Annotated in this window: 19 protein-coding genes; 7 read left to right on the top strand and 12 right to left on the bottom strand. The window is 71.7% G+C overall.

Going from position 1 to position 19722, the window contains the following annotated elements:
• Window positions 1-194 precede the first annotated feature (194 nt).
• From RUR_RS00420 to RUR_RS00405, 4 genes are all read right to left on the bottom strand, one after another.
• Window positions 195-2213 (bottom strand): 3-hydroxyacyl-CoA dehydrogenase NAD-binding domain-containing protein, encoded by a 2019-nt coding sequence (locus tag RUR_RS00420; RefSeq protein WP_283132793.1) that lies wholly within the window; start codon window positions 2211-2213, stop codon window positions 195-197.
• Window positions 2210-3391 carry a thiolase family protein gene (locus tag RUR_RS00415; RefSeq protein ID WP_283132792.1) on the bottom strand — a complete coding sequence of 394 codons (1182 nt, stop codon included), beginning with the start codon at window positions 3389-3391 and terminating at the stop codon, window positions 2210-2212. Before RUR_RS00415 ends, RUR_RS00420 begins: the two co-directional genes overlap by 4 nt.
• Window positions 3392-3544: 153 nt before the next feature.
• Window positions 3545-4777: an HRDC domain-containing protein gene (locus RUR_RS00410; RefSeq protein ID WP_283132791.1), complete on the bottom strand. Its 1233-nt coding sequence runs from the start codon at window positions 4775-4777 to the stop codon at window positions 3545-3547.
• Window positions 4764-5360 (bottom strand): DUF3000 domain-containing protein, encoded by a 597-nt coding sequence (locus RUR_RS00405; RefSeq protein ID WP_283132790.1) that lies wholly within the window; start codon window positions 5358-5360, stop codon window positions 4764-4766. Before RUR_RS00405 ends, RUR_RS00410 begins: the two co-directional genes overlap by 14 nt.
• Window positions 5361-5753: 393 nt before the next feature.
• Here RUR_RS00405 and hemE point away from each other — a divergent pair, with 393 nt between their 5' ends.
• Complete coding sequence (hemE, locus tag RUR_RS00400) at window positions 5754-6791, top strand: uroporphyrinogen decarboxylase (protein ID WP_283132789.1); 1038 nt, start codon at window positions 5754-5756, stop codon at window positions 6789-6791.
• Between the two features lie 7 nt (window positions 6792-6798).
• On the opposite strand, the gene RUR_RS00395 is transcribed toward hemE, so the two are convergent.
• A complete protein-coding gene (locus RUR_RS00395) occupies window positions 6799-7767 on the bottom strand; it encodes a DUF4349 domain-containing protein (protein ID WP_283132788.1) in 969 nt (322 codons plus the stop codon).
• Between the two features lie 126 nt (window positions 7768-7893).
• Here RUR_RS00395 and hemG point away from each other — a divergent pair, with 126 nt between their 5' ends.
• The 3 genes from hemG to RUR_RS00380 all read left to right on the top strand — a co-directional run bounded on the left by hemG (window position 7894) and on the right by RUR_RS00380 (window position 10865).
• A complete protein-coding gene (gene hemG / locus RUR_RS00390; RefSeq protein ID WP_283132787.1) occupies window positions 7894-9348 on the top strand; it encodes a protoporphyrinogen oxidase in 1455 nt (484 codons plus the stop codon).
• A gap of 49 nt (window positions 9349-9397) precedes the next feature.
• Window positions 9398-10105 carry a hydrogen peroxide-dependent heme synthase gene (gene hemQ, locus RUR_RS00385; RefSeq protein WP_428846882.1) on the top strand — a complete coding sequence of 236 codons (708 nt, stop codon included), beginning with the start codon at window positions 9398-9400 and terminating at the stop codon, window positions 10103-10105.
• Window positions 10106-10196: 91 nt separating this feature from the next.
• Entirely contained in the window at window positions 10197-10865 is a 669-nt protein-coding gene (locus RUR_RS00380) for a hypothetical protein (RefSeq protein WP_283132786.1), read from the top strand.
• A gap of 6 nt (window positions 10866-10871) precedes the next feature.
• Here RUR_RS00380 and msrB read toward each other — a convergent pair whose 3' ends face one another.
• Genes msrB through RUR_RS00365 form a run of 3 tightly spaced genes read right to left on the bottom strand, consistent with a single transcriptional unit; the run spans window position 10872 to window position 13108 of the window.
• Window positions 10872-11270, bottom strand: a complete 399-nt coding sequence (msrB, locus tag RUR_RS00375; protein ID WP_283132785.1) for a peptide-methionine (R)-S-oxide reductase MsrB — start codon at window positions 11268-11270, stop codon at window positions 10872-10874.
• 39 nt (window positions 11271-11309) lie between these two features.
• Complete coding sequence (locus RUR_RS00370; protein WP_283132784.1) at window positions 11310-12413, bottom strand: ATP-dependent DNA ligase; 1104 nt, start codon at window positions 12411-12413, stop codon at window positions 11310-11312.
• The gene (locus RUR_RS00365) at window positions 12395-13108 is read right to left on the bottom strand and encodes a pyrimidine reductase family protein (RefSeq protein ID WP_283132783.1); all 714 of its coding nucleotides are present in this window, start codon (window positions 13106-13108) and stop codon (window positions 12395-12397) included. Before RUR_RS00365 ends, RUR_RS00370 begins: the two co-directional genes overlap by 19 nt.
• Before the next feature lie 144 nt (window positions 13109-13252).
• Here RUR_RS00365 and RUR_RS00360 point away from each other — a divergent pair, with 144 nt between their 5' ends.
• Entirely contained in the window at window positions 13253-13663 is a 411-nt protein-coding gene (locus RUR_RS00360; protein WP_283132782.1) for a hypothetical protein, read from the top strand.
• A 12-nt stretch (window positions 13664-13675) separates the two neighbouring features.
• Here RUR_RS00360 and glgX read toward each other — a convergent pair whose 3' ends face one another.
• Together glgX and RUR_RS00350 are read right to left on the bottom strand one after the other, a co-directional pair.
• Entirely contained in the window at window positions 13676-15787 is a 2112-nt protein-coding gene (glgX, locus tag RUR_RS00355) for a glycogen debranching protein GlgX (RefSeq protein WP_283132781.1), read from the bottom strand.
• Window positions 15788-15874: 87 nt separating this feature from the next.
• Window positions 15875-16306: an OsmC family protein gene (locus tag RUR_RS00350; RefSeq protein ID WP_283132780.1), complete on the bottom strand. Its 432-nt coding sequence runs from the start codon at window positions 16304-16306 to the stop codon at window positions 15875-15877.
• 497 nt (window positions 16307-16803) lie between these two features.
• Between RUR_RS00350 and RUR_RS00345 the strand changes: the two genes are divergently transcribed.
• Both RUR_RS00345 and RUR_RS00340 read left to right on the top strand, forming a co-directional pair.
• Window positions 16804-17382 carry a maleylpyruvate isomerase N-terminal domain-containing protein gene (locus RUR_RS00345; protein WP_283132779.1) on the top strand — a complete coding sequence of 193 codons (579 nt, stop codon included), beginning with the start codon at window positions 16804-16806 and terminating at the stop codon, window positions 17380-17382.
• A gap of 63 nt (window positions 17383-17445) precedes the next feature.
• The gene (locus RUR_RS00340) at window positions 17446-18213 is read left to right on the top strand and encodes a DUF1707 SHOCT-like domain-containing protein (RefSeq protein WP_283132778.1); all 768 of its coding nucleotides are present in this window, start codon (window positions 17446-17448) and stop codon (window positions 18211-18213) included.
• Window positions 18214-18286: 73 nt separating this feature from the next.
• Here RUR_RS00340 and RUR_RS00335 read toward each other — a convergent pair whose 3' ends face one another.
• Both RUR_RS00335 and RUR_RS00330 read right to left on the bottom strand, forming a co-directional pair.
• A complete protein-coding gene (locus RUR_RS00335; protein ID WP_283132777.1) occupies window positions 18287-19021 on the bottom strand; it encodes a sirohydrochlorin chelatase in 735 nt (244 codons plus the stop codon).
• On the bottom strand, window positions 19018-19722 hold the full coding sequence (locus RUR_RS00330; RefSeq protein ID WP_428846884.1) for a phosphoadenylyl-sulfate reductase: 705 nt from the start codon (window positions 19720-19722) through the stop codon (window positions 19018-19020). Before RUR_RS00330 ends, RUR_RS00335 begins: the two co-directional genes overlap by 4 nt.

Genomic DNA, 19722 nt, shown 5'->3' with positions numbered 1-19722 from the left:
TCGGGGCTTTCTGGTGATCGTTGTGCTGTACGCACCCCGCGAGGAACGCACAACACAACGATCACGGGTGTCGCGTTCGGTACGGCTGAAGGTGGGTCGGGGTGCGATGTGGCCCGTACCCCCTGGCTCGTGTGATCGTTGTGGCGTGCGCACCCCGAAAGGGGGCACACGCCACGACGATCACGCGGGCTCGGTCAGGGCAGCAGGCCCACCCGGGTGAGGTACGGCGTGATGCCGCCCAGGTGGAAGGGCCACCCGGCGCCGAGGAGCATGCACAGGTCGATGTCCTCGCGTGCGGCCACGACCCCCTCCTCCAGCATGATCTGGACCTCTTCGGCGAGGGCGGCCAGCGCCCGCCGCCGTACGGCCTCGGCGTCCGACGGGGAGTCGCCGCCGGTGAACAGCGCGGCGGCTTCGGGGTCGGGCGTGAAGTCCGGGTGGAAGACACCCGGTTTCCCGGCCGAGACCAGCTTGCGCAGGTTCTCCGAGACCGGGAAGCGCGCCGGATAGGCGGCGTGCATCGTCTCGCTCACGTGCAGGGCGACGGCGGGGCCGACCAGCTGGAGCAGCGCGAACGGCGACATGGGCAGGCCCAGCGGGTCGACCGCGTGGTCGGCCGTCTCCAGCGGGGTGCCCTCGTCGACCGCCGCCGTCACCTCGCCCATGAACCGGGTGAGGAGGCGGTTGACCACGAAGCCGGGCGCGTCCTTCACCAGGACGCAGGACTTCCTCAGCGCCTTCCCGGTGGCCAGGGCGGTGGCCAGTGTCGCGTCGTCGGTCTCGTCCCCCCGGATGATCTCCAGCAGGGGCAGGATCGCGACCGGGTTGAAGAAGTGGAAGCCGACCACCCGCTCGGGACGCCGGAGGCCCTCGGCCATCGCGGTGATCGACAGCGAGGAGGTGTTGGTGGCCAGGACGCAGGTGTCGGAGACGACCTCCTCGACCTCGGCGAAGACCTTCCGTTTGACGGCGAGGTCTTCGAACACGGCCTCGATGACGAAGTCGGCGTCGGCGAACGCGTCCTTGGTGAGGGAGCCCGAGACGAGGGACTTCAGGCGATTCGCCTCGTCGGAGGTGATCCGCCGTTTGGCGAGGAGTTTGTCGACCTCCGTCCGTACATAGTCCACGCCCTTGTCGACCCTGGCCTGGTCGAGGTCGGTGAGCACGACGGGAACGCGGAGCCGGCGGACGAACAGCAGGGCGAGCTGGGAGGCCATCAACCCCGCGCCGACCAGCCCGACCTTGGTGACGGGCCGGGCGAGCGCCGAGTCCGGGGCTCCGGCCGGTCGCTTGGCCCGGCGCTGGACCAGGTCGAAGGAGTAGAGGCCGGCCTTGAGCTCGTCCCCGACGATCAGGTCGGCGAGGGCCTCGTCCTCCAGGGCGAACCCCTCGTCCCGGGTCGCGGTCCGCGCCGCGGCCAGCAGGTCCAGGGCACGGTAGGGCGCCGGGCTGGCTCCGCGCAGCTTGAGGTCGACGAGCCCGCGGGCCTGGGTGATCGGCCCACTCCAGTCCTGGTCGGCGTAGGCCGGGCGATCCACGGTGATCTCGCCGCGGAGTACGGCCGAGGCCCACCGCAGCGACTCCTCCAGGAAGTCGGCGGGATCGAAGATCGCGTCGGCGACCCCCAGGGCGAACGCCTCCGGCCCCTTGATCATCCGGTTCTGGGAGAGCGGGTTCTCGATGATCAGCTTGAGCGCGCGTTCGGGACCGATCAGGTGGGGGAGGAGCCGCGTGCCGCCCCACCCCGGGATCAGCCCGAGAAAGCACTCCGGCAGGGCCACCGCCGGCACCCCGGAGGAGATCGTGCGGTAGGTGCAGTGCAACGCGACCTCCAGGCCGCCGCCCATCGCCGCGCCGTTGACGAACGCGAAGGAGGGGATCCCGAGCTCGCCGAGCCGGCGGAACACCGCGTGGCCCAGCCGGCCCACCTCCAGCGCCTGCTCGCGCGTGGTGATGGCGGCCGCGCCCTTCAGGTCCGCCCCGACCGCGAAGATGAACGGCTTGCCGGTCAGCCCGACCGCGACGACGTCGGTCCGCCCCTCGACGGCGGTGAGCGCCTCGTCCAGGGAGGCCAGGCCCCCGGCGCCGAACGTCGAGGGCTTGGTGTGGTCGTGGCCGTTGTCCAGGGTGATCAGGACCATCGTCCCGGCGCCGCCGGGCAGGTCGACGTCCCGGGCGAGCGCGCGGGTGACGATCTCCTCGGTGTTCTTCATGCCAGGTTCTCCCAGATCACAGTTGCGCCCATGCCCATGCCCACGCACATCGTCGTCATCCCGTAGCGGATGCGGGGTTCCTCGGCGAACTGCCGGGAGAGCTGCGTCATCAGCCGTACCCCGGAGGAGGCCAGCGGATGCCCGACGGCGATCGCGCCGCCGTACCGGTTGACCCGGGGGTCGTCGTCGGCGATGCCGAAGTGCTCCAGGAACGCCAGGACCTGGACCGCGAAGGCCTCGTTGACCTCAAAGAGCCCGATGTCGCCGATGGAGAGGCCGGCCAGCCGCAGGGCCCGCTCGGTGGCGGGGATCGGCCCGGCCCCCATGACCTCGGGGTCCACCCCGGCGTAGGCGTAGGAGACGAGCCGCATCCGCGCGGTCAGCCCCAGCTCCTCGGCGGTCTCGCGGGCGGCGACGACGCAGCCGGTGGCCCCGTCGTTGATCCCGGCCGAGTTGCCGGCGGTGACCCGCCCGTGCGGCCGGAACGGGGTCTTCAGCCCGGCGAGGGCCTCCAGGGTGGTCCCCGGCCGAGGGGGTTCGTCGGCGGTGGCCAGCCCCCAGCCGCGCTCGGCCCCCCGGACGGCCGTCGGGACCAGGTCGGGCTGGATCCGGCCGTCGGCGCAGGCCTTGGCGAACTTCTCCTGGGAGGCGACCGCGTAGGCGTCGGCGCGCTCCTTGGTGATCGAGGGGTACCGGTCGTGCAGGTTCTCCGCGGTCATCCCCATGACCAGCGCGGAGGGGTCGACCAGTTTCTCGGCCAGGAACCGGGGGTTGGGGTCGACGCCTTCGCCCATCGGGTGTCGGCCCATGTGCTCGACGCCGCCGGCGATCGCCACGTCGTAGGCGCCGAACGCGATGCCGCCCGCCACGGTGGTCACGGCGGTCATGGCGCCCGCGCACATCCGGTCGATCGCGTAGCCGGGGACCGACTTGGGCAGGCCCGCCAGGACCGCGACGGACCGGCCTATGGTCAGCCCCTGGTCCCCGATCTGGGTGGTGGCGGCGATCGCCACCTCGTCGACCCGTTCGGGGGGCAGCGCGGGGTTGCGCCGGAGAAGCTCCCGCACGACCCGGACGATCAGATCGTCGGCGCGGGTCTCCGCGTAGACTCCCTTCGGCCCCGACCTGCCGAACGGCGTTCGCACGCCGTCGACGAATACCACCTCACGTGAAGGCACGGCCCGCTCCTTGGGTAGGGATGGCTTCCGCCCCTTATGCTACTCGCCGGTAACTAGCGATGTAACGAGGAGGTCCGCCCGGAACGAACCGAGTGTTCCCTGCGGCGGAGCCGCGCGCCGGGCAGGCGCGCCGCCCCGCTTCCGCGTCGGGGACTAGAGCTCGCCCTTGATCTCCAGGCGCTGTAGCGCCTTCGCCAGAGGATGGGAGGTCAGCTTGATCTGCCACTCCCGGGCGCCCAGTTCGCGCAGCCGCTCCGCGACCGAGTCGTCGGCCACCTCCTCCGGGGGTTCCCAGGTGAGGCGCCGCACCGCGTCGGGTTGCAGCAGGTTCTCCGTCGGCATGTGGTGCTCGTCGGCGAGGGCCGCCACGACCGCCCGCGCCGCCGCCAGCCGCTTGGCCGCCGCCGGATCCCGGTCCGCCCAGCGGTTCGTCGGCGGAGGTCCGTCACCCGGCCCACCCGGCTGCGGAAGCAGCGACTCGTCCATGCTCCTGGCGAGGTTCACCGCGGCGAGCCAGGTCTGCAGGTGCCGCCGGGCCACCCGCCCGGTGAACGGGGCGATCGCGGTGAGGGCCTTGGGGGTCCGCGGCATCTCCAGCGCGGCCGCGACGATCGCCGAGTCGGGCAGGACCCGGCCGGGGGCCAGGTCTATCGCCTGGGCGACCTCGTCGCGGATGGTCCAGATCTCCCGGACCGCCGCGAGGCCGCGCTGGCTCCGCACCCGGTGAATGCCGGACGTGCGCCGCCACGGGTCGGTGCGCGGACCCGGCGCCGGGGTCGACAGCACCGCCGCGAACTCCTCGTGCGCCCACTCCAGCTTCCCCTGCTCGACCAGCTGGTCGTGGAGGGCGTTCCGCAGCTCTATCAGCATCTCCACGTCGAGCACCGCGTAGCGCAGCCAGTCCTCCGGGAGCGGGCGGGTGGACCAGTCCGCGGCGGAGTGCCCCTTCTCCAGCCGGAACCCCAGGATGTTCTCCACCATCGTCCCGAGGCCCACCCGCTCGTAGCCGAGCAGCCGCCCGGCCAGCTCGGTGTCGAACAGGATGTGCGGCCTGAACCCCACCTCGGCCAGGCAGGCCAAGTCCTGGGAGGCCGCGTGCAGGATGACCTCCACCCCCGCGAGCGCCCCGTCGAGTGCGCGCAGATCGGGGCAGGTGATCGGATCGATCAGCGCGGTCCCGGCGCCCGCCCGCCGCAGCTGCACCAGGTAGGCGCGGCCGCTGTAGCGGTATCCCGAGGCACGCTCGGCGTCCACCGCGACCGGCCCGGAGCCTTTCGCGAAGGCTTCCACGGTTACCGTCAGGTCCGCCTCGTGCTCGATGACCGAAGGGATGCCCTCCCGTGGTTCGAGCAGGGGAACCACGGTGTCGTTGCTACCGTCCGTCATGGCCTCCGTCGTCGGACCGGGGTGGCAGGGTCGCCACTCCGGGTTGTACGGGAGGCATACCCGCGGCGAGGCACATGAGATCACTCCACGCCGAAACATGGCCGGAGAGGTCCTCCTCCAGCGGTGACCACGAGGCGCGGAGTTCCAGTTCGGTCGAGACGGGCTCGTCGCGCTTGCCGCCGAAGCCCTCGGAGACGGCCCTGGTCACGGTGCCGCTAGCGGCGGCGAAACGCGCGTTGTGGGACTCCAGGGCCTCGGTGAGCCAGCTCCAGACCACCGGCCCGAGCAGCGGGTCTGAGGTGATCTCCGGTTCCATGTCGGCGCGCAGGTAGGCCACGAGACGGAACGGTCCCTCCCAGCCGCGCTGGCCCTCGGGGTCGTAGAGGACGATGAGCCGGCCCATGGCCAGCTCCTCGTCGCCGCGGTAGACCGACGCGCCGAGCGCCGCGGAGTACGGGGCGAGCCGCTGCGGGGCGGGGATGTCCTCCAGCTCCACCTCGGGCCGGATCTCGGCCGTACGCAGGCTGGAGACGGCACGCTGGAAGGGCGCCGGACCGTGCGCGTCGTCACCGAGATGCGTCATGACCGAAGCGTAGATTGAAGCGGTACCGGAATATATCCCGTGCGTCGCCACGGGCGCGTCGGAAATCGTCATCTGAGCCACTCAGCGGACCGCCGGGGCAGGGCGCGGGGCGTCCGCGCCGCAGGGTTGGGCCGGTGCTTTCCCGGCGCCCGGGGCCGCCGGCGCGGGCCGCGTGGGCCCGCGGTTGAGACAGGGGGGAGACACCGACATCGACGTGCCCTTTCATCGGATGGATCTTTTTCTGGCAGAGGGATGTGCGCATCGCCCCCGACGGTGGCACGCCGGACCGGCAATTCTGTGGAACACGCTCGGCGTGTCCCAAAAGCGTAGGTCTCAATTGAGTCGCACCTCTTTCCCGGCGGAAGCGGTACGCGGGTGTGGCACGATCGGAGGGTGACCGTTGAGCTCGCCGATTCGCCGTTCCTGCGCGCCTGCCGAGGGCAGAGCGTGCCTCATACGCCCGTCTGGTACATGAGGCAGGCCGGGCGATCGCTGCCCGAGTACCGCGCGGTGCGCGCCGGGGTCCCCATGCTCAAGGCCTGCGCCGACCCCGAGCTGATCACGGAGATCACGCTCCAGCCCGTCCGGCGCTACGGGGTCGACGCCGCGATCTTCTTCAGCGACATCGTGGTGCCGCTCACCGCGATCGGGATCGACCTCGACATCCGTCCCGGCGTCGGGCCGGTGGTGGACTCGCCGATCAGGGACGAGAAGGCGGTGCGCACGATCCGCCCGGTGGAGGCGGCCGACGTCCCGTACATCGTCGAGGCGATCTCCACCCTGGTGAAGGAGCTCGGCCCCACACCCCTGATCGGGTTCGCGGGCGCGCCGTTCACCCTCGCCTCCTACCTCATCGAGGGCGGGCCGTCCAAGTCACACGACCACACCAAGGCGATGATGTACGGCGAGCCCGCGCTGTGGGGCGCGCTCATGGAGCGCCTCACCGACCTCACCGTCGAGTGGCTGCGCATCCAGGTGGCCGCGGGCGCCTCGGCGATCCAGCTCTTCGACTCCTGGGTCGGCGCGGTCGCACCCGAGGACTACCGCACCCACGTGCTGCCGTACACCTCGCGGGTCTTCTCCTCCCTCGCCGGCCTCGCGGTGCCGCGCATCCACTTCGGCGTGGGCACGGGAGAGCTGCTCGGGCTGATGGGGGAGGCGGGCGCGGACGTCGTCGGAGTGGACTGGCGGGTCCCCCTCGACGAGGCCGCGCGCCGCGTCGCACCGGACAAGGCGCTCCAGGGCAACCTGGACCCGGCGATCCTGCTGGCCCCCTGGGAGGTCGTGGAGCGGCGGGCCCGGGGCGTGCTGGACCGGGGTCGCGCGGCCCACGGCCACGTCTTCAACCTCGGTCACGGCGTTCTCCCCGCCACGGACCCCGACCAGCTCCTGCGGCTCACCGAGTTCGTGCACGCCTACTCGGCCCGCTGACCCCGGGTCATCCCGCCTGGGTGGCCTCCAGTCCGCCGCCCGGCCGCGGCCGCCTGCGCCGGGGGATGATCGGGCGGCGCATCGCCAGGCGGATCACCACCCAGGGCACGATGATCAGCGCGAGCCAGGGGAGCAGCACGCCGAGGACGGTGAACAGCACCTTCCCCGTGGTCACCAGGGCGTTCCAGCCGTCGCCCAGACCCGCCAGGAAGCCGTCCGGCTCGTCCTCCACGACCGGCGCGCGGGCGGTCGGGCCGACGATGTTCACCGTGATGGTCGTCAGGCTGACCTGCGCGCTGAGCGCCTTCTGCCGGGCTTGCAGCGACTCCAGCTCGATCTGCTGCGCGTCGATGTTCTGCTGGATGTTGAGCAGGTCACCGATCTTCTCGGCCTTGCCGAGCAGGAGTTTGAACCGGTCGATGGCGGCGGTGGTCGACTTGATCCGGCTCTCGACGTCGGCGACCTGCACGGTCACGTCCTCCGCGTCCTGCTGCCGGGCCTCCAGCTTGCCGAGGTCCTTGCTGAGTGCGGCGAGCACCTCCTCGTATTTGGGCGGGGGGACCTTGAAGATGATCGTCGAGGTGGCCTCGCTCTCCTGGTGGGCGGAGCTGCGTTCCCCGAAGACGTGTCCCCCCGCCGCCTTCACGATCGTCTTGGCCTTCTCCGCCGCGCCGGAGACCTCGGCGACGCGCACGGTCATCTCGGCGGTGTAGATGACGGACTGTGCGCTCTTGGCGAGCTTGATCTCCTGGCCCCCGTCGGCCTCGGGCTTGGACTGGAGCGCCGGATTCCGGGCGCCTGCGTCCGCCCGATCGGCGGCGCCTGCGCCCTCCGCCTCGGGGGCCGCCTTGGCGGGGGCCTGGGGCTCCGCGTAGTTTCCACTCGACAAGGTGTTATCCGGCGATCCGCCCCCGCAGCCGGACAGCAGCATGACAAGGCCCAGGGCGGCGAGGGCCGACATGCGAATGCGTTTCATATGAAGGAGACGGCACCGGGCACACCGGGGTTGCGTTCGCCCTGGTCTCAAAGGCGTCACGGCGGAAAGGGCGGTACCGCGACCGTGAATCGCGGACCGGGAACCCCGGCGGGTACCGTCGGTGTCATGGAAGACATCGGGGGGAGCAGGCGGCACGTCGTCGTGGTCGGCGGCGGGATCGCCGGGCTCGCCGCGGCCTGGTTCCTGCGCCGCGACGGCGGCGACCGGGTGCGGGTCACGGTTCTGGAGGGGGCGCCCCGGATCGGCGGCAAGCTCTCGGTCTCCGAGGTCGCCGGGATCGCCGTCGACGAGGGGGCCGAGGCGATGCTGGTACGGCGCCCCGAGGGCGAGGCCCTGGCGCGGGAGGCCGGCCTCGGGCCGGAGCTGGTGTACCCCGCGACCCTCCTCGCCCGGGTGTGGAGCAGAGGGGCGCTCCGGGAGTTTCCGCACGGGCACGTCCTGGGGGTTCCGGGGGATCTGGCGACGCTGGCCGCGTCCGGTGTGCTCTCCCCGACCGGGCTGATCCGCGCCTCCATGGACCAGGTGCTCGCCCCCACCCTGTTCACCGGGGACGTCTCCGTGGCCGGCTACCTCGGGGCCAGGCTCGGTCGCGAAGTCGTGGACCGTCTGGTCGAGCCGATGCTCGGCGGGGTCTACGCCGGGCGGACCGAGCGGCTGTCCCTGGCGGCGACGCTGCCGCAGATCGCCGCGGCGGCGCGGGACCGGCGGTCCGTGCTCGCCGCCGTCCGGGAGATCCGGGACGGCGCGCCCCGCGACCCGGGGCCGGTGTTCACCACGGTCGTCGGCGGCCTCGGCACCCTGCCCGGGGCGGTGGCCGCGGCCTCGGGGGCGACGGTACGGACGGGGGCCGTGGTCCGGGAGCTGCGCCGCACGCCGTCGGGGTGGCGGCTGACCGTCGGACCGGCGCGGGCGCCGGAGACGGTGGAGGCGGACGCGGTGATCGTCGCGGTGCCCGCCGCCCCCGCGGGCCGGCTGCTCGCCGCCGAGGTCCCGGCCGCGGCGGCCGAGCTGGCCGGGATCGAGTACGCGAGCATGGCGGTCGTCACGCTCGCCTACCCTCGCGAGGCGTTCCCCGAGCCGCTGCTGGGCAGCGGCTACCTGGTCCCCGCCGTCGAGGACCGCGCGGTCAAAGGCGTGTCCTTCAGCAGCGTGAAGTGGCCGCATCTGGCCCGGTCCGCCACGGCGCCGGTCGTGGTCCGCTGCTCGCTCGGCAGGTTCGGCGACGAGCGGCTCCTGCACCGCGACGACGCCGAGCTGGTCGCCCTGGCCGTGGCCGAGCTGGCGGAGACGTCGGGGGCGCGGGGGCTGCCCCGCGACACCCGGGTGACCCGATGGGGCGGGGGGCTTCCCCAATACGAGGTGGGGCATCTGGAGCGGATCGCCAGGATTCGCGCCGCGGAGGCGACGCAGCCGGGGCTGGCGCTCTGCGGCGCGGCCTACGACGGCATCGGGATCCCGGCGATCACGGCCACGGCGCGGGCGGCGGCCGCCCGGGTGCTCGACCATCTGGACCCCAGGCGAGAATGGCGTACCGAGCGGGTGCTGCGGGTCGCCGGGTGACCACACCGGGCGGACGAGTCGGTTTCGGCGGATTAAGGAGAGTACGACGGTGAGTCAGACGGAGGGCGGCCGGAAGCCGAAGGCCCGCGACCTCAACCAGGTGATCCGCTACACGATGTGGTCGGTCTTCCGGGTCCGGGACCGGATCCCCGAGGATCGCGAGCGGGTGGCCCGCGAGGTGGCGGACCTGCTGGAGCAGGCCGGGGCCAAGGACGTCGTGACCCGCGGCTGCTACGACGTCTCGGGTTTCCGCGCCGACGCGGACCTGATGTTCTGGTGGCACGCGCCCGCGGCCGAGGACCTCCAGGAGGTGTACGGCCGATTCCGGCGGACCGGGCTGGGGCGCGCCTGCGAGCCGGTGTGGTCGGCGATGGCCCTGCACCGCCCGGCGGAGTTCAACAAGAGCCACATCCCCGCGTTCCTGGCCGGGGAGGAGGCTCGTCCGTTCGTCTGCGTCTATCCCTTCGTCCGGTCCTACGAGTGGTATCTCCTGGAGGACGCCGAGCGCCGGGCGATGCTCGCCGAGCACGGGCTGATGGCGCGGGACTATCCCGACGTCCGGGCCAACACGGTCGCCTGCTTCGCGCTCAACGACTTCGAGTGGATGCTCGCCTTCGAGGCCGACGAGCTGTACCGGATCGTCGACCTCATGCGGCACCTGCGGGGGGCCAAGGCCAGGGAGCACACCCGGATCGAGATCCCGTTCTTCACCGGGACGCGCAAGCCGGTGGCGGAGCTGGTGGCCGCGCTTCCGTGACGTAGGCGATTTTTGATATCGCCGTTGCCGTCCCGTTACCTTTGGCATACTCCGTCCGAGAGATGCCGGAGTGGGAGAGGTGGCGCGCGAGGTGCGAGGGCTTGGACGTCATGGACGGGGAAGACAGGGTTCTCGCCGGGCTCCGCAACGTGCGCTCCGGTGCCCGAGCCTGCGCGGGGCCGTCGGCTGGGGCGTCGCCGCGGTCGTGATCGCCGGGCTGGTCCTGGTCGGCCTCGGCGGACCGGAGCCCGGCCCGGTGCCCGAGAACGAGCTCACGACCGGTCTGCAGGGCGGCGTCAAGCCTACGGGCGGGGTGGCCACAAGCCCCGCACCGGAACCGGCGGAGCCGTCGGCCGGCTCCCCGTCCGGCCCGCCGGCGAAGCGGCGGGTCTCCTCGTCGGGGCAGGGCGGGAAGCGGGTCGGCTCCGAGGTCGTCCGGGGAGTGGACTCCGACGTCGCCGCCATCGCCTACTTCCGGGCCCGGTGGGCTGATCGGCCCGCCAACCGCATCAAGGACATCCGTTCTGTCGGCGGATATTTACGGATTTACACGGATCTGCCGGAGTCGGCGGGCAACTCCTCGGATGCGATCACGCTCTGCGAGCGGGGTCGGCGGTACCTCGTCGAGGAGGTCGGCGTCGACCGGCCGGTCCTGTTCGTCCAGGCGCGATCCGGGGAGAACGGCAACCCCGTGGTCGCCAACCTCATCGGGGGGAGCGATCGGAGTTGCCGGGTCACCCACCCCGCTCCCCGCGCCTGAGGGGTCTCACTCGGGCAGGAGGGTCAGGCAGACCGAGTTGATGCAGTAGCGGTCGTCGGTCGGGGTCGGGTAGCCCTCCCCGTGGAACACGTGGCCGAGATGGGAGTCGCACCGGGCGCAGCGGACCTCGGTCCTGATCGTCCCGAGCGAACGGTCCTCCAGCAGGACGACGGCGTCGGATTCGGACGGCTGGTAGAACGAGGGCCAGCCGCAGTGGGAGTCGAACTTGGTCGCCGAGCGGAAGAGCTCGGCCCCGCACGCCCGGCAGGAGTACACCCCGGCCGTCTTGGTCTGGACGTACTCCCCGGTCCACGCGCGCTCGGTGCCCGCCTCGCGCAGCACGTGATACTCCTCGGGAGTGAGCTGCTCCCGCCACTGCGCCTCGCTCTTCACAACCTTGTCCATGAGCACACGGTACCGCGCGCGGCGCAGCCGTACCGGGCACTATTTTTGGATCGTTCCAAGGATGTCGTCGAGGTCGTACCCCGCCGGAGTCTCCAGCTGTTCGTAGGTGCACGAGGCGGGGCTCCGGTCCGGGCGCCACCGCAGGAAGCGCGCGGTGTGCCGGAACCGGGTGCCCTCCATGTGGTCGTAGGCCACCTCGACCACGAGCTCGGGCCGGAGCGGGATGAAGGAGAGGTCCTTGCCGGCGCTCCACCGGGAGACCGCCCCCGGCATCCGCCCGCTCGACTCGGTCCGCTCCCCGGCCCAGGAGCCCCACGGGTGCCCGGCGAGGTCGCCGGCCCGGTACGGGGCGAGCTCGTCCACCAGCTCGGCCCGGCGTCGCATGGTGAACGCCGCGGCCACGCCGACGTGGTGCAGCGTGTGCGCGTCGTCGTAGAGGCCGAGCAGGAGCGAGCCCACCACCGGGCCGGACTTGTGCTCCCGGTATCCGGCGACCACCACGTCCGCGGTGCGCTCGTGCTTCACCTTGACCATGGCCCGCTTGTCCGGGAGGTACGGCAGGTCACCCGGCTTGACGACCACCCCGTCCAGTCCGGCGCCCTCGAAGTCCTCGTACCAGGCGCGGGCCTGCTCGTAGGAGCGGGTCAGCGGGGTGGCGTGCACCGATCTCCCGGCGCCGCGCAGCGCCTCGACGAGCCGGCGGCGCCGCTCGGCGAACGGGGCGCCCATCAGGTTCTCGTGGCCGACGGCGAGCAGGTCGAAGGCGACGAACATCGCCGGGGTGTGCCCGGCCAGCATCGCCACCCGGGAGGCGGCGGGGTGGATCCGCTGCTGAAGGGCGTCGAAGTCCAGGACCGGGCCGTTGCGCACCACGATCTCGCCGTCGACGACGCAGCGCTCCGGCAGCTCCGCCCGGACCGCCTCGACGAGCTCGGGGAAGTATCGGGTGAAGGGCCGCTCGTTGCGGCTCCCCAGGTAGACCTCGTCACCGTCCCGGAAGACGATGCATCGGAAACCATCCCATTTCGGCTCATAACAGAGGTCGCCGCTCTGCTCCGGCAAGACCTTGACCGCCTTGGCGAGCATGGGCGCCACCGGTGGGGTCACCGGCAGCCGCATCGGGTTCATCGGCGATATCGGCACAGCAGGAATCCCTCCTCCTCCAGGACGTGGACGAGCCGCATCCGCGAGCGCGCGGCGGGACCGTTGAGGATGCGCGACGCCTCACCCCCCACCAGCATCGGGCTGATCGTCAGGCAGAGCTCGTCGATCAGGTCCGCGGCGCCGAACTGGGCGAGGAGCCGGGGACCCCCCTCACACAGCACATGGGGCAGCCCCCGATCCCGCAGGGCCTGTACCGCGGCCGCGGGCTCGACCCGGTCGTCGCCGGCCACGACCACGTCGGCCAGCTCGGCCGCCCGGGCCCGGCGATCGGCCGGAGCCGACTCCGTGGTGATCACGATGGTCCGCGCGTACGGCTCCGCCTCGGTGAACAGACGGCCGTCCAGATCGAGGTCGAGCTTGCGGGTGACCACGGCGATCGGGGGCGCCGCCGTCCGGCCCGCGCGGAGCCCCGCCCAGGAGTCCCGCGGCCTGACCGGCCCGTAGCCCTCGGACCGCACGGTCGTCGCGCCCGCCAGGATCACGTCGGCGAGACCGCGCAGGACCGCGAACGCGCGGCGGTCACCCCGGCCCGACAGGCCGCCGGAGAGACCCTTCACCCAGGCGGCGCCGTCGGCGCTCGCCACCATGTTCGCCCGCACGCAGGGTCCGTCCGCGTAGGCGTAGGCCTGCGCGAGGTCGATGTCGACGGCCGGTTCAGGAAAGATACGACGCACGTTCCCACCTTGACATACGGCTCCGACCGGCTCGTTCGGGAGGTCACCGCGGGGTAACACCTTCCCCGAACGGCCCGTGGCGCGGGGGTCGGCTGGGTACCGTTCGCACGCGGAGCCGCGACACAAGGGTGTGGGAGGGATGCCGTGAAGCTGGCCACCACGGTGACCTGGTTGCTCGCCACCGGGATGGGGTTCTATCTGCTGATCGTCTGGCTGGCCGACGGCGGTCTGCGGCGGCAGGCGACCAAGGTCACCCGGTTCCCGGCGCTCCTGACCCTCGTCCACCCCTTGCTCGCCCTCGGCGGCCTTGGGTTCTGGACGGCCTACCTGCTGACCTCCCGCCGGGTCTACGTCTGGACGTCGCTGGCGATCCTGGTCGTCACCGCGCTGCTCGGCTTCACCATGCTCACCCGCTGGCTGCTCGGCCGGGGCCGGCACGCCAGGGGAGCCGGGCGGCGGTTCCCGGTGCTCGCGGTCTTCCTGCACGGGCTGGTCGGCGTCGCCACGTTCGTCCTGGTCCTGCTCACCGCGGCGACCGGGGCCGGCGGGGCCTGACGGCGGGGGCGGTCAGCCCGGGGCGTGTCGGAGGATCTGCATGGAGCGGGCCCCCACCGTCACCGAGCCGTGCGGTCCGATGCGCTCGCGGCGGTCCACGGTCCCCTCGCACACGGTGTCGACGACCGTCTCCCAGGACCGGCCGAACTCCGGGCCGGGCAGGGTGAACGCCAGGTCCTCGTGGTGCGCGTTGATCAGGAGGACGAACGACGCATCGGTGATCTTCTCGCCCCGGGGGCCGGGTTCGGTGATGGCGTCGCCGTTGACGAACACGCCCAGCGACCTGCCGAACCCGCTGTGCCAGTCCCGGGAGGTCATCTCCACACCCGCCGGGGTGAGCCAGACGATGTCGCGGATCCCGCCGCCGGCGCGGCGTCCGTGGAAGAACCGTCGCCTGCGGAAGACCGGGTGCGCGCGGCGGAGACGGGTCAGCTCCCGGACGAACTCAAGCAGCTCCTTTTCCTCGCCGAGGCGGGACCAGTCGACCCAGGAGATCTCGTTGTCCTGGCAGTAGCCGTTGTTGTTGCCCCCTTGGGTACGCCCGATCTCGTCCCCGGCCAGCAGCATCGGCACGCCCTGGGAGACGAAGAGCGTCGTCAGGAGGTTGCGGCGCTGGCGGCGCCGGAGCGCCTGGATCCCCGGGTCCTCGACGGGGCCCTCGGCGCCGCAGTTCCAGGAGCGGTTGTCGTCGGTGCCGTCCCGGTTGTGCTCCCCGTTGGCCTCGTTGTGCTTGCGGTCGTAGGAGACCAGGTCGGTGAGGGTGAACCCGTCGTGGCAGGTGACGAAGTTGATCGAGGCGACCGGCCGGCGGCCGGAGGTGGCGTAGAGGTCGGAGGAGCCGGTCAGCCGGGAGGCGAACTCGGGCAGCATCGCGGGGACGGAGCGCCAGAAGTCACGGGTGGCGTCGCGGTACTTGCCGTTCCACTCGGTCCACAGCGGCGGGAAGTTGCCGACCTGGTAGCCGCCCTCCCCGACGTCCCACGGCTCGGCGATCAGCTTCACCTGGGAGACCACCGGATCCTGCTGGACCAGGTCGAAGAAGGCCGAGAGCCGGTCCACGTCGTGGAGCTCGCGGGCGAGGGCCGCGGCCAGGTCGAAGCGGAAGCCGTCGACGTGCATCTCGACGACCCAGTAGCGGAGCGAGTCCATGATCAATTGCAGGGCGTGCGGGGAACGGACGTTGAGCGAGTTCCCGCAGCCGGTGTAGTCCAGGTAGTACCGCGGATCGGACTCGCGCAGCCGGTAGTAGGCGACGTTGTCGATCCCCCGGTACGCCAGGGTCGGGCCCAGGTGGCCGCCCTCGGCGGTGTGGTTGTAGACCACGTCCAGGATGACCTCGATCCCCGCGGCGTGCAGGGCCTTCACCATCGACTTGAACTCGCGCACCTGCTGGCCGCGCTGCCCGGAGGAGGAGTAGGCGTTGTGCGGCGCCAGGTAGGCGATCGTGTTGTATCCCCAGTAGTTGACGAGCCCGCGGGTCACCAGCTCGTGCTCGGAGACGAACTGGTGGACCGGCATGAGCTCGATCGCGGTCACCCCGAGGTCGCGCAGGTGGTCGACGATCGCCGGATGGGCCAGCCCCGCGTAGGTCCCCCGCAGCTCCTCCGGCACCTCGGGGTGGCGGATGGTGAGCCCGCGGACGTGGGCCTCGTAGATGACCGTCTCGTGGTACGGCGTGCGCGGCGCCCGGTCGTCGCCCCAGTCGAAGGAGGGGTCGATCACGACGTTGCGCGGCATGAGCGGGGCGCTGTCGGCGGGATTGGCGCGCTGCGGGTCTTCGAAGCGGTAGGAGAACAGGTCCTGGCCCCAGGTCACCCGGCCCTCGATCGCCTTGCCGTACGGGTCGACGAGGAGTTTGGACGGGTCGCCCCGCAGGCCCCGGGCCGGGTCGTAGGGCCCGTGCACGCGGTAGCCGTACCGTTGGCCCGGTCCGACGCCGGGGAGACGGCCGTGCCAGACGAAGCCGTCCACCTCCGGCAGGTCCACCCGGGTCTCGACGCCGTCGTCGTCGAACAGGCACAGTTCGACCCGCTCGGCGGACTCGGAGAAGATCGAGAAGTTCGTCCCCTCGCCGTCCCACGTCGCGCCGAGGGGGTAGGGCTCGCCTGGCCAGACATCACGCATGTGACCTGATTCTCCCAGACCGCTCTCGTTCAGGGCGGTCCTGCGAAAACACCGTGTCGTGTCCTCGCAGAACCGCCGATGCCGGGGTCAGGAACCGAGGAGCTCGGCGTTGAGCGTGATCGTCGTGCCGGCCAGGGCCTTGCTCACCGGGCAGTTCTTCTTGGCGTTCTCCGCCGCGGCCTGGAAGTCCGCCTCGGAGATGCCGGGGACCACGGCGCGGACCGAGATGACGATGCCGGTGATGCCCTCGCCCGGCTGGAAGGTGACGTCGGCCTTGGTCTGCACCGACTGCGGAGGGGTCCCGGCCCCGGCCAGGCCGTGGGAGAGCGCCATCGAGTAGCACGAGGAGTGCGCCGCCGCGATCAGCTCTTCGGGGCTGGTCTTCCCGTTCGCCTGCTCGGCGCGGGAGGGCCAGCTCACCTCAAAGGTCCCGATCCCGGAGGAGTCCAGCGAGACCGTGCCTGAACCGTCGAGGAGCGCGCCCTTCCACTGGGTCGTCGCTGTACGTGTAGTAGCCATGGGCCCTAGCCTAGGGGTCGGCGTGGTCCGGCGGTCTTGAGGGCGCCCCCGTCCCGCGCGCCGCTCGCCGGCGACCCCATGCCGTGCGCGACCCCGCCGACCGGGAGCCGTCCGGGAGGGTACGGCCTGAGGCGGCCGCTCCCCGGCCCTGCTTGCGCCCGTACCCTGTGGCGGTCCGGGAGGTCTGCGGCGCCGAGGGTCGGTGGAGGGGTTTCCGACCGAAACCTGAACGTCGGCTGTGAATCCCGTTCTTTCGCTCGGTCGTCTCGCGCCCGGGAGGACTCCGTGCTTATATGGCATGCACATCGCCGGGCCCTGCCCCGGCGGCTGGAAGATCGCAAGCGGGACGGGTTTGACCGGCGGCTTCCCGGGAAGCTGAACGTCCGCTGTGAATCCCTGAGCCTTTACGGGTTTTTCGTCACTTCGCCGATAAAAGATGTCATGATCGATCCGTCATTACTTGACTCCCCTTGCCAGGGACAGGAGTGTGGTGCCACGTGCGAGATCGCCTGGCCACCGTTCCATCGTACGCGGAGCCTTACGCCGCACGCGTCGCCGCACTCGACTCACTGCTCGGCTCCCTCGCCACGGACGACTGGGCCAGGGTCATCCTCGAAGGATGGACGGTTCAGGACCTGATCGCCCACCTCACCGCGGTCGACGGACTGGTCGCCGCGACCCTCGGGGCGCGGGTCGTCGGGCCGCCGATCTCCGGGGACGACCGGCTCGCCAGGACCGCCGTCATGATCGTTGACTCGCACGGCAGGCCGCCGGAGCGGACGCGCGACGACTGGTGGGGCCAGGCGGGCAGCCTGTGCGAGCGCGTCGGGGCGTCCGGTCCGCAGCTCGCCGACCAGATCGTCGGGGTCGGCGGGTTCCGGCTGTCGGTGCAGGACCACCTCGCCTCACGGGCGCTGGAGACCTGGATCCACACCGAGGACATCGCGGCGGTGCTCGGCCGGGCGCTCTCCTCGCCGGACGACGTCCACCTGCGGCCGATGACCGACGCCAGGGAGTTCTGCTTCCTGGTGAGCGGCCGCAGCGGCCTCGCCGTCCACGACCTCTCGCGGCCCTGACCTGCCCCATCCCTCCTCCTTGAGGAGGATGGGTGTGCGCACACCGCGATATACCCTCGTATTGTGAACGATCCCATGAACATTCGCGCGTCCGACGCCGAACGTGAGGCCGTCGTCGAGCAGCTGCGCGTGGCTTCGGTGGACGGACGGCTCACATTCGGAGAGTTGACCGACCGGACGGAGGCCGCCTACACGGCGGTCACGCTGGGCGAGCTCAGAGCGATCACGGCCGACCTCCCCGGCTCCTCGGTCGCGCCGCACGCTCCCGCGTATCCGGCGCGCGAGGGGGCGCCGCGCCGCGGCCGGCGCTGGTTCGTGGCGGTCATGGGGGACACCAAGCGGCGCGGCCGCTGGAAGGTCGATCAGGAGCTCGGGGCCGTGGCGGTCATGGGCGACGTCCTGCTGGATCTGCGCGAGACCGAGTTGATCTCCGGCGAGGTCGACATCGCGGCCACGGCGATCATGGGAGATGTGACGATCATCGTGCCGGACGGGGTCGACGTCGACGTCTCCGGGATCTCCATCATGGGGGACAAGCGCGTCAAGGTGGCCGAGGCGCCGCCCGGAAGGACCGTGCCGCGGGTCCGGGTCAACGCCTTCGTGCTCATGGGCGACGTCAAAGTCCTCGGCGAACAGGCCGCGGAGAAACGGTCCGGCACGATGTTCCGCGCCTGGCGGGAGCACTGGAAGGCCCGGATCGAGGCGTCCATGCACGGATACCCCCCGCCGCTTCCCCCGCCGCACGTGCAGGAGCCGCTTCACCCGCCGTACGGGCATCACCCGCCCCACGGGCACCAGCCTCCCCCGCCGCCACCCGTCCACTGGAGCTAGTCCGGTGTGACCGGTGACCGCGAGGTCACCGGTCTTCCACTGAAGGAGCGCCTTCCCCGGCCGGCGGGCGGGATCAGCTCGCCAGCGCGGACTCCGGGGCGCGAACCGCCAGATAGCGCTCCAGCACGACGCGTGCGATCTCGGGTGCGGCGCCCAGCACCTCGCCCACCGCCGCGGCGCCCGCCGCGACCGCGGTACGCCGTACCTTGTCGGCGAAGTATCCGGGGGCCAGCAGATACGGCGCCACGACCACCCGCGGCGCCCCGGCCGCGCGCAGGGCCGCCACCGCCTCCTCAGGCGTGGGGGAGGCGGCCGAGGCGTAGGCGGCGGTCACCGACCACCAGCCGCGGGCCCGCCAGGCCTGCGCCATCGCGGCGATCACCGCGTTGGCCGCCGGGTCGCTCGAACCCGCGGCGGCGAGGACCACCGCCGTGGACGGGTCGCCCGCGGTCACCCCCACCCGGGCGAGCCGCCGCTCCATGACGTGGGTCAGGAGCGGATGCGGGCCCAGCGTGCCGCCGTACCGGATCCGCAGGTGCGGCGGGGCCGCCTCGAGCGCGGCGGGCAGGTCGATCCGGCTGTGGTACGCCTCGGTGAGCAGCAGGGGCAGGACCACGGCCTCCCGCGCCCGGACCGACGCCATGGCCTCGGCGAGGGTGGGTGAGGCGTGGTCGAGGTAGGCGGCCCGGACCGTCAGACCGGGTCGCGCCAGCCGTACCCGGGCCATCAGCGCCTCGACCGTCGCGGCGGCCCGCGGATCGCGGCTGCCGTGGGCGACCGCGATCAGCGGGCTGAGCGGGGTGCTCACAGGTGGAGTCCGCACTCGGTCTTGCCGGTGCCGACCCAGCGGCCGCTCCGCGGGTCCTCACCCGGCGCGACCCGGCGGGTGCACGGCGCGCATCCGATCGAGGGGTAGCCGTCGTACTGCAGGGTGTTGACGATGATCCCGTTGTCGGTGATGTAGTTGCCGAGGTCCTCGGCCGTCCAGGCCACGATGGGGTTCACCTTGACCATGCCGCGTTTGGCGTCCCATTCGACCGCGCGGGTGTGCTTGCGGTTGACGGTCTCCTCCCGGCGGATACCGCTGAACCAGGCCATGTATCCCTCAAGCGCCTGATTGAGCGGCTCAACCTTACGGAGAAAGCAGCACAGATCCGGATTGCGGCCGAAGAGGCGTGGTCCGAGATCACGCTCCTGCTCCGCAACCGTCCGCGACGGGGTCACGTTGATCACATTGACGTCGTAGACGGCCTGTACGGCGTCACGCGTGCCGATCGTCTCCGGGAAGTGGTAACCGGTGTCGACGAAGAGCACGTCGATCCCCGGCTTCACCCGGGAGACCAGATGGATGAGGGCGGCGTCGGTCATGGACGAGGTCAGGCAGATCCGGTCGCCGAACGTGGCCGTCGCCCAGCGGATGATCTCCAACGCGGTGGCGTCCTCCAGCGCCTTCGCCGCGGAGTCCACGATGTCCTGGAGGTCGAGAGTCGGTCGGGTCTCCGCAAGCAT

The sequence above is a fragment of the Rhizohabitans arisaemae genome (genome assembly GCF_025996515.1).
Lineage (GTDB): Bacteria > Actinomycetota > Actinomycetes > Streptosporangiales > Streptosporangiaceae > Rhizohabitans > Rhizohabitans arisaemae.
The sequence above is the reverse complement of the archived record's forward strand: the minus strand, read 5'-3'. Positions and strand labels throughout refer to the sequence as shown.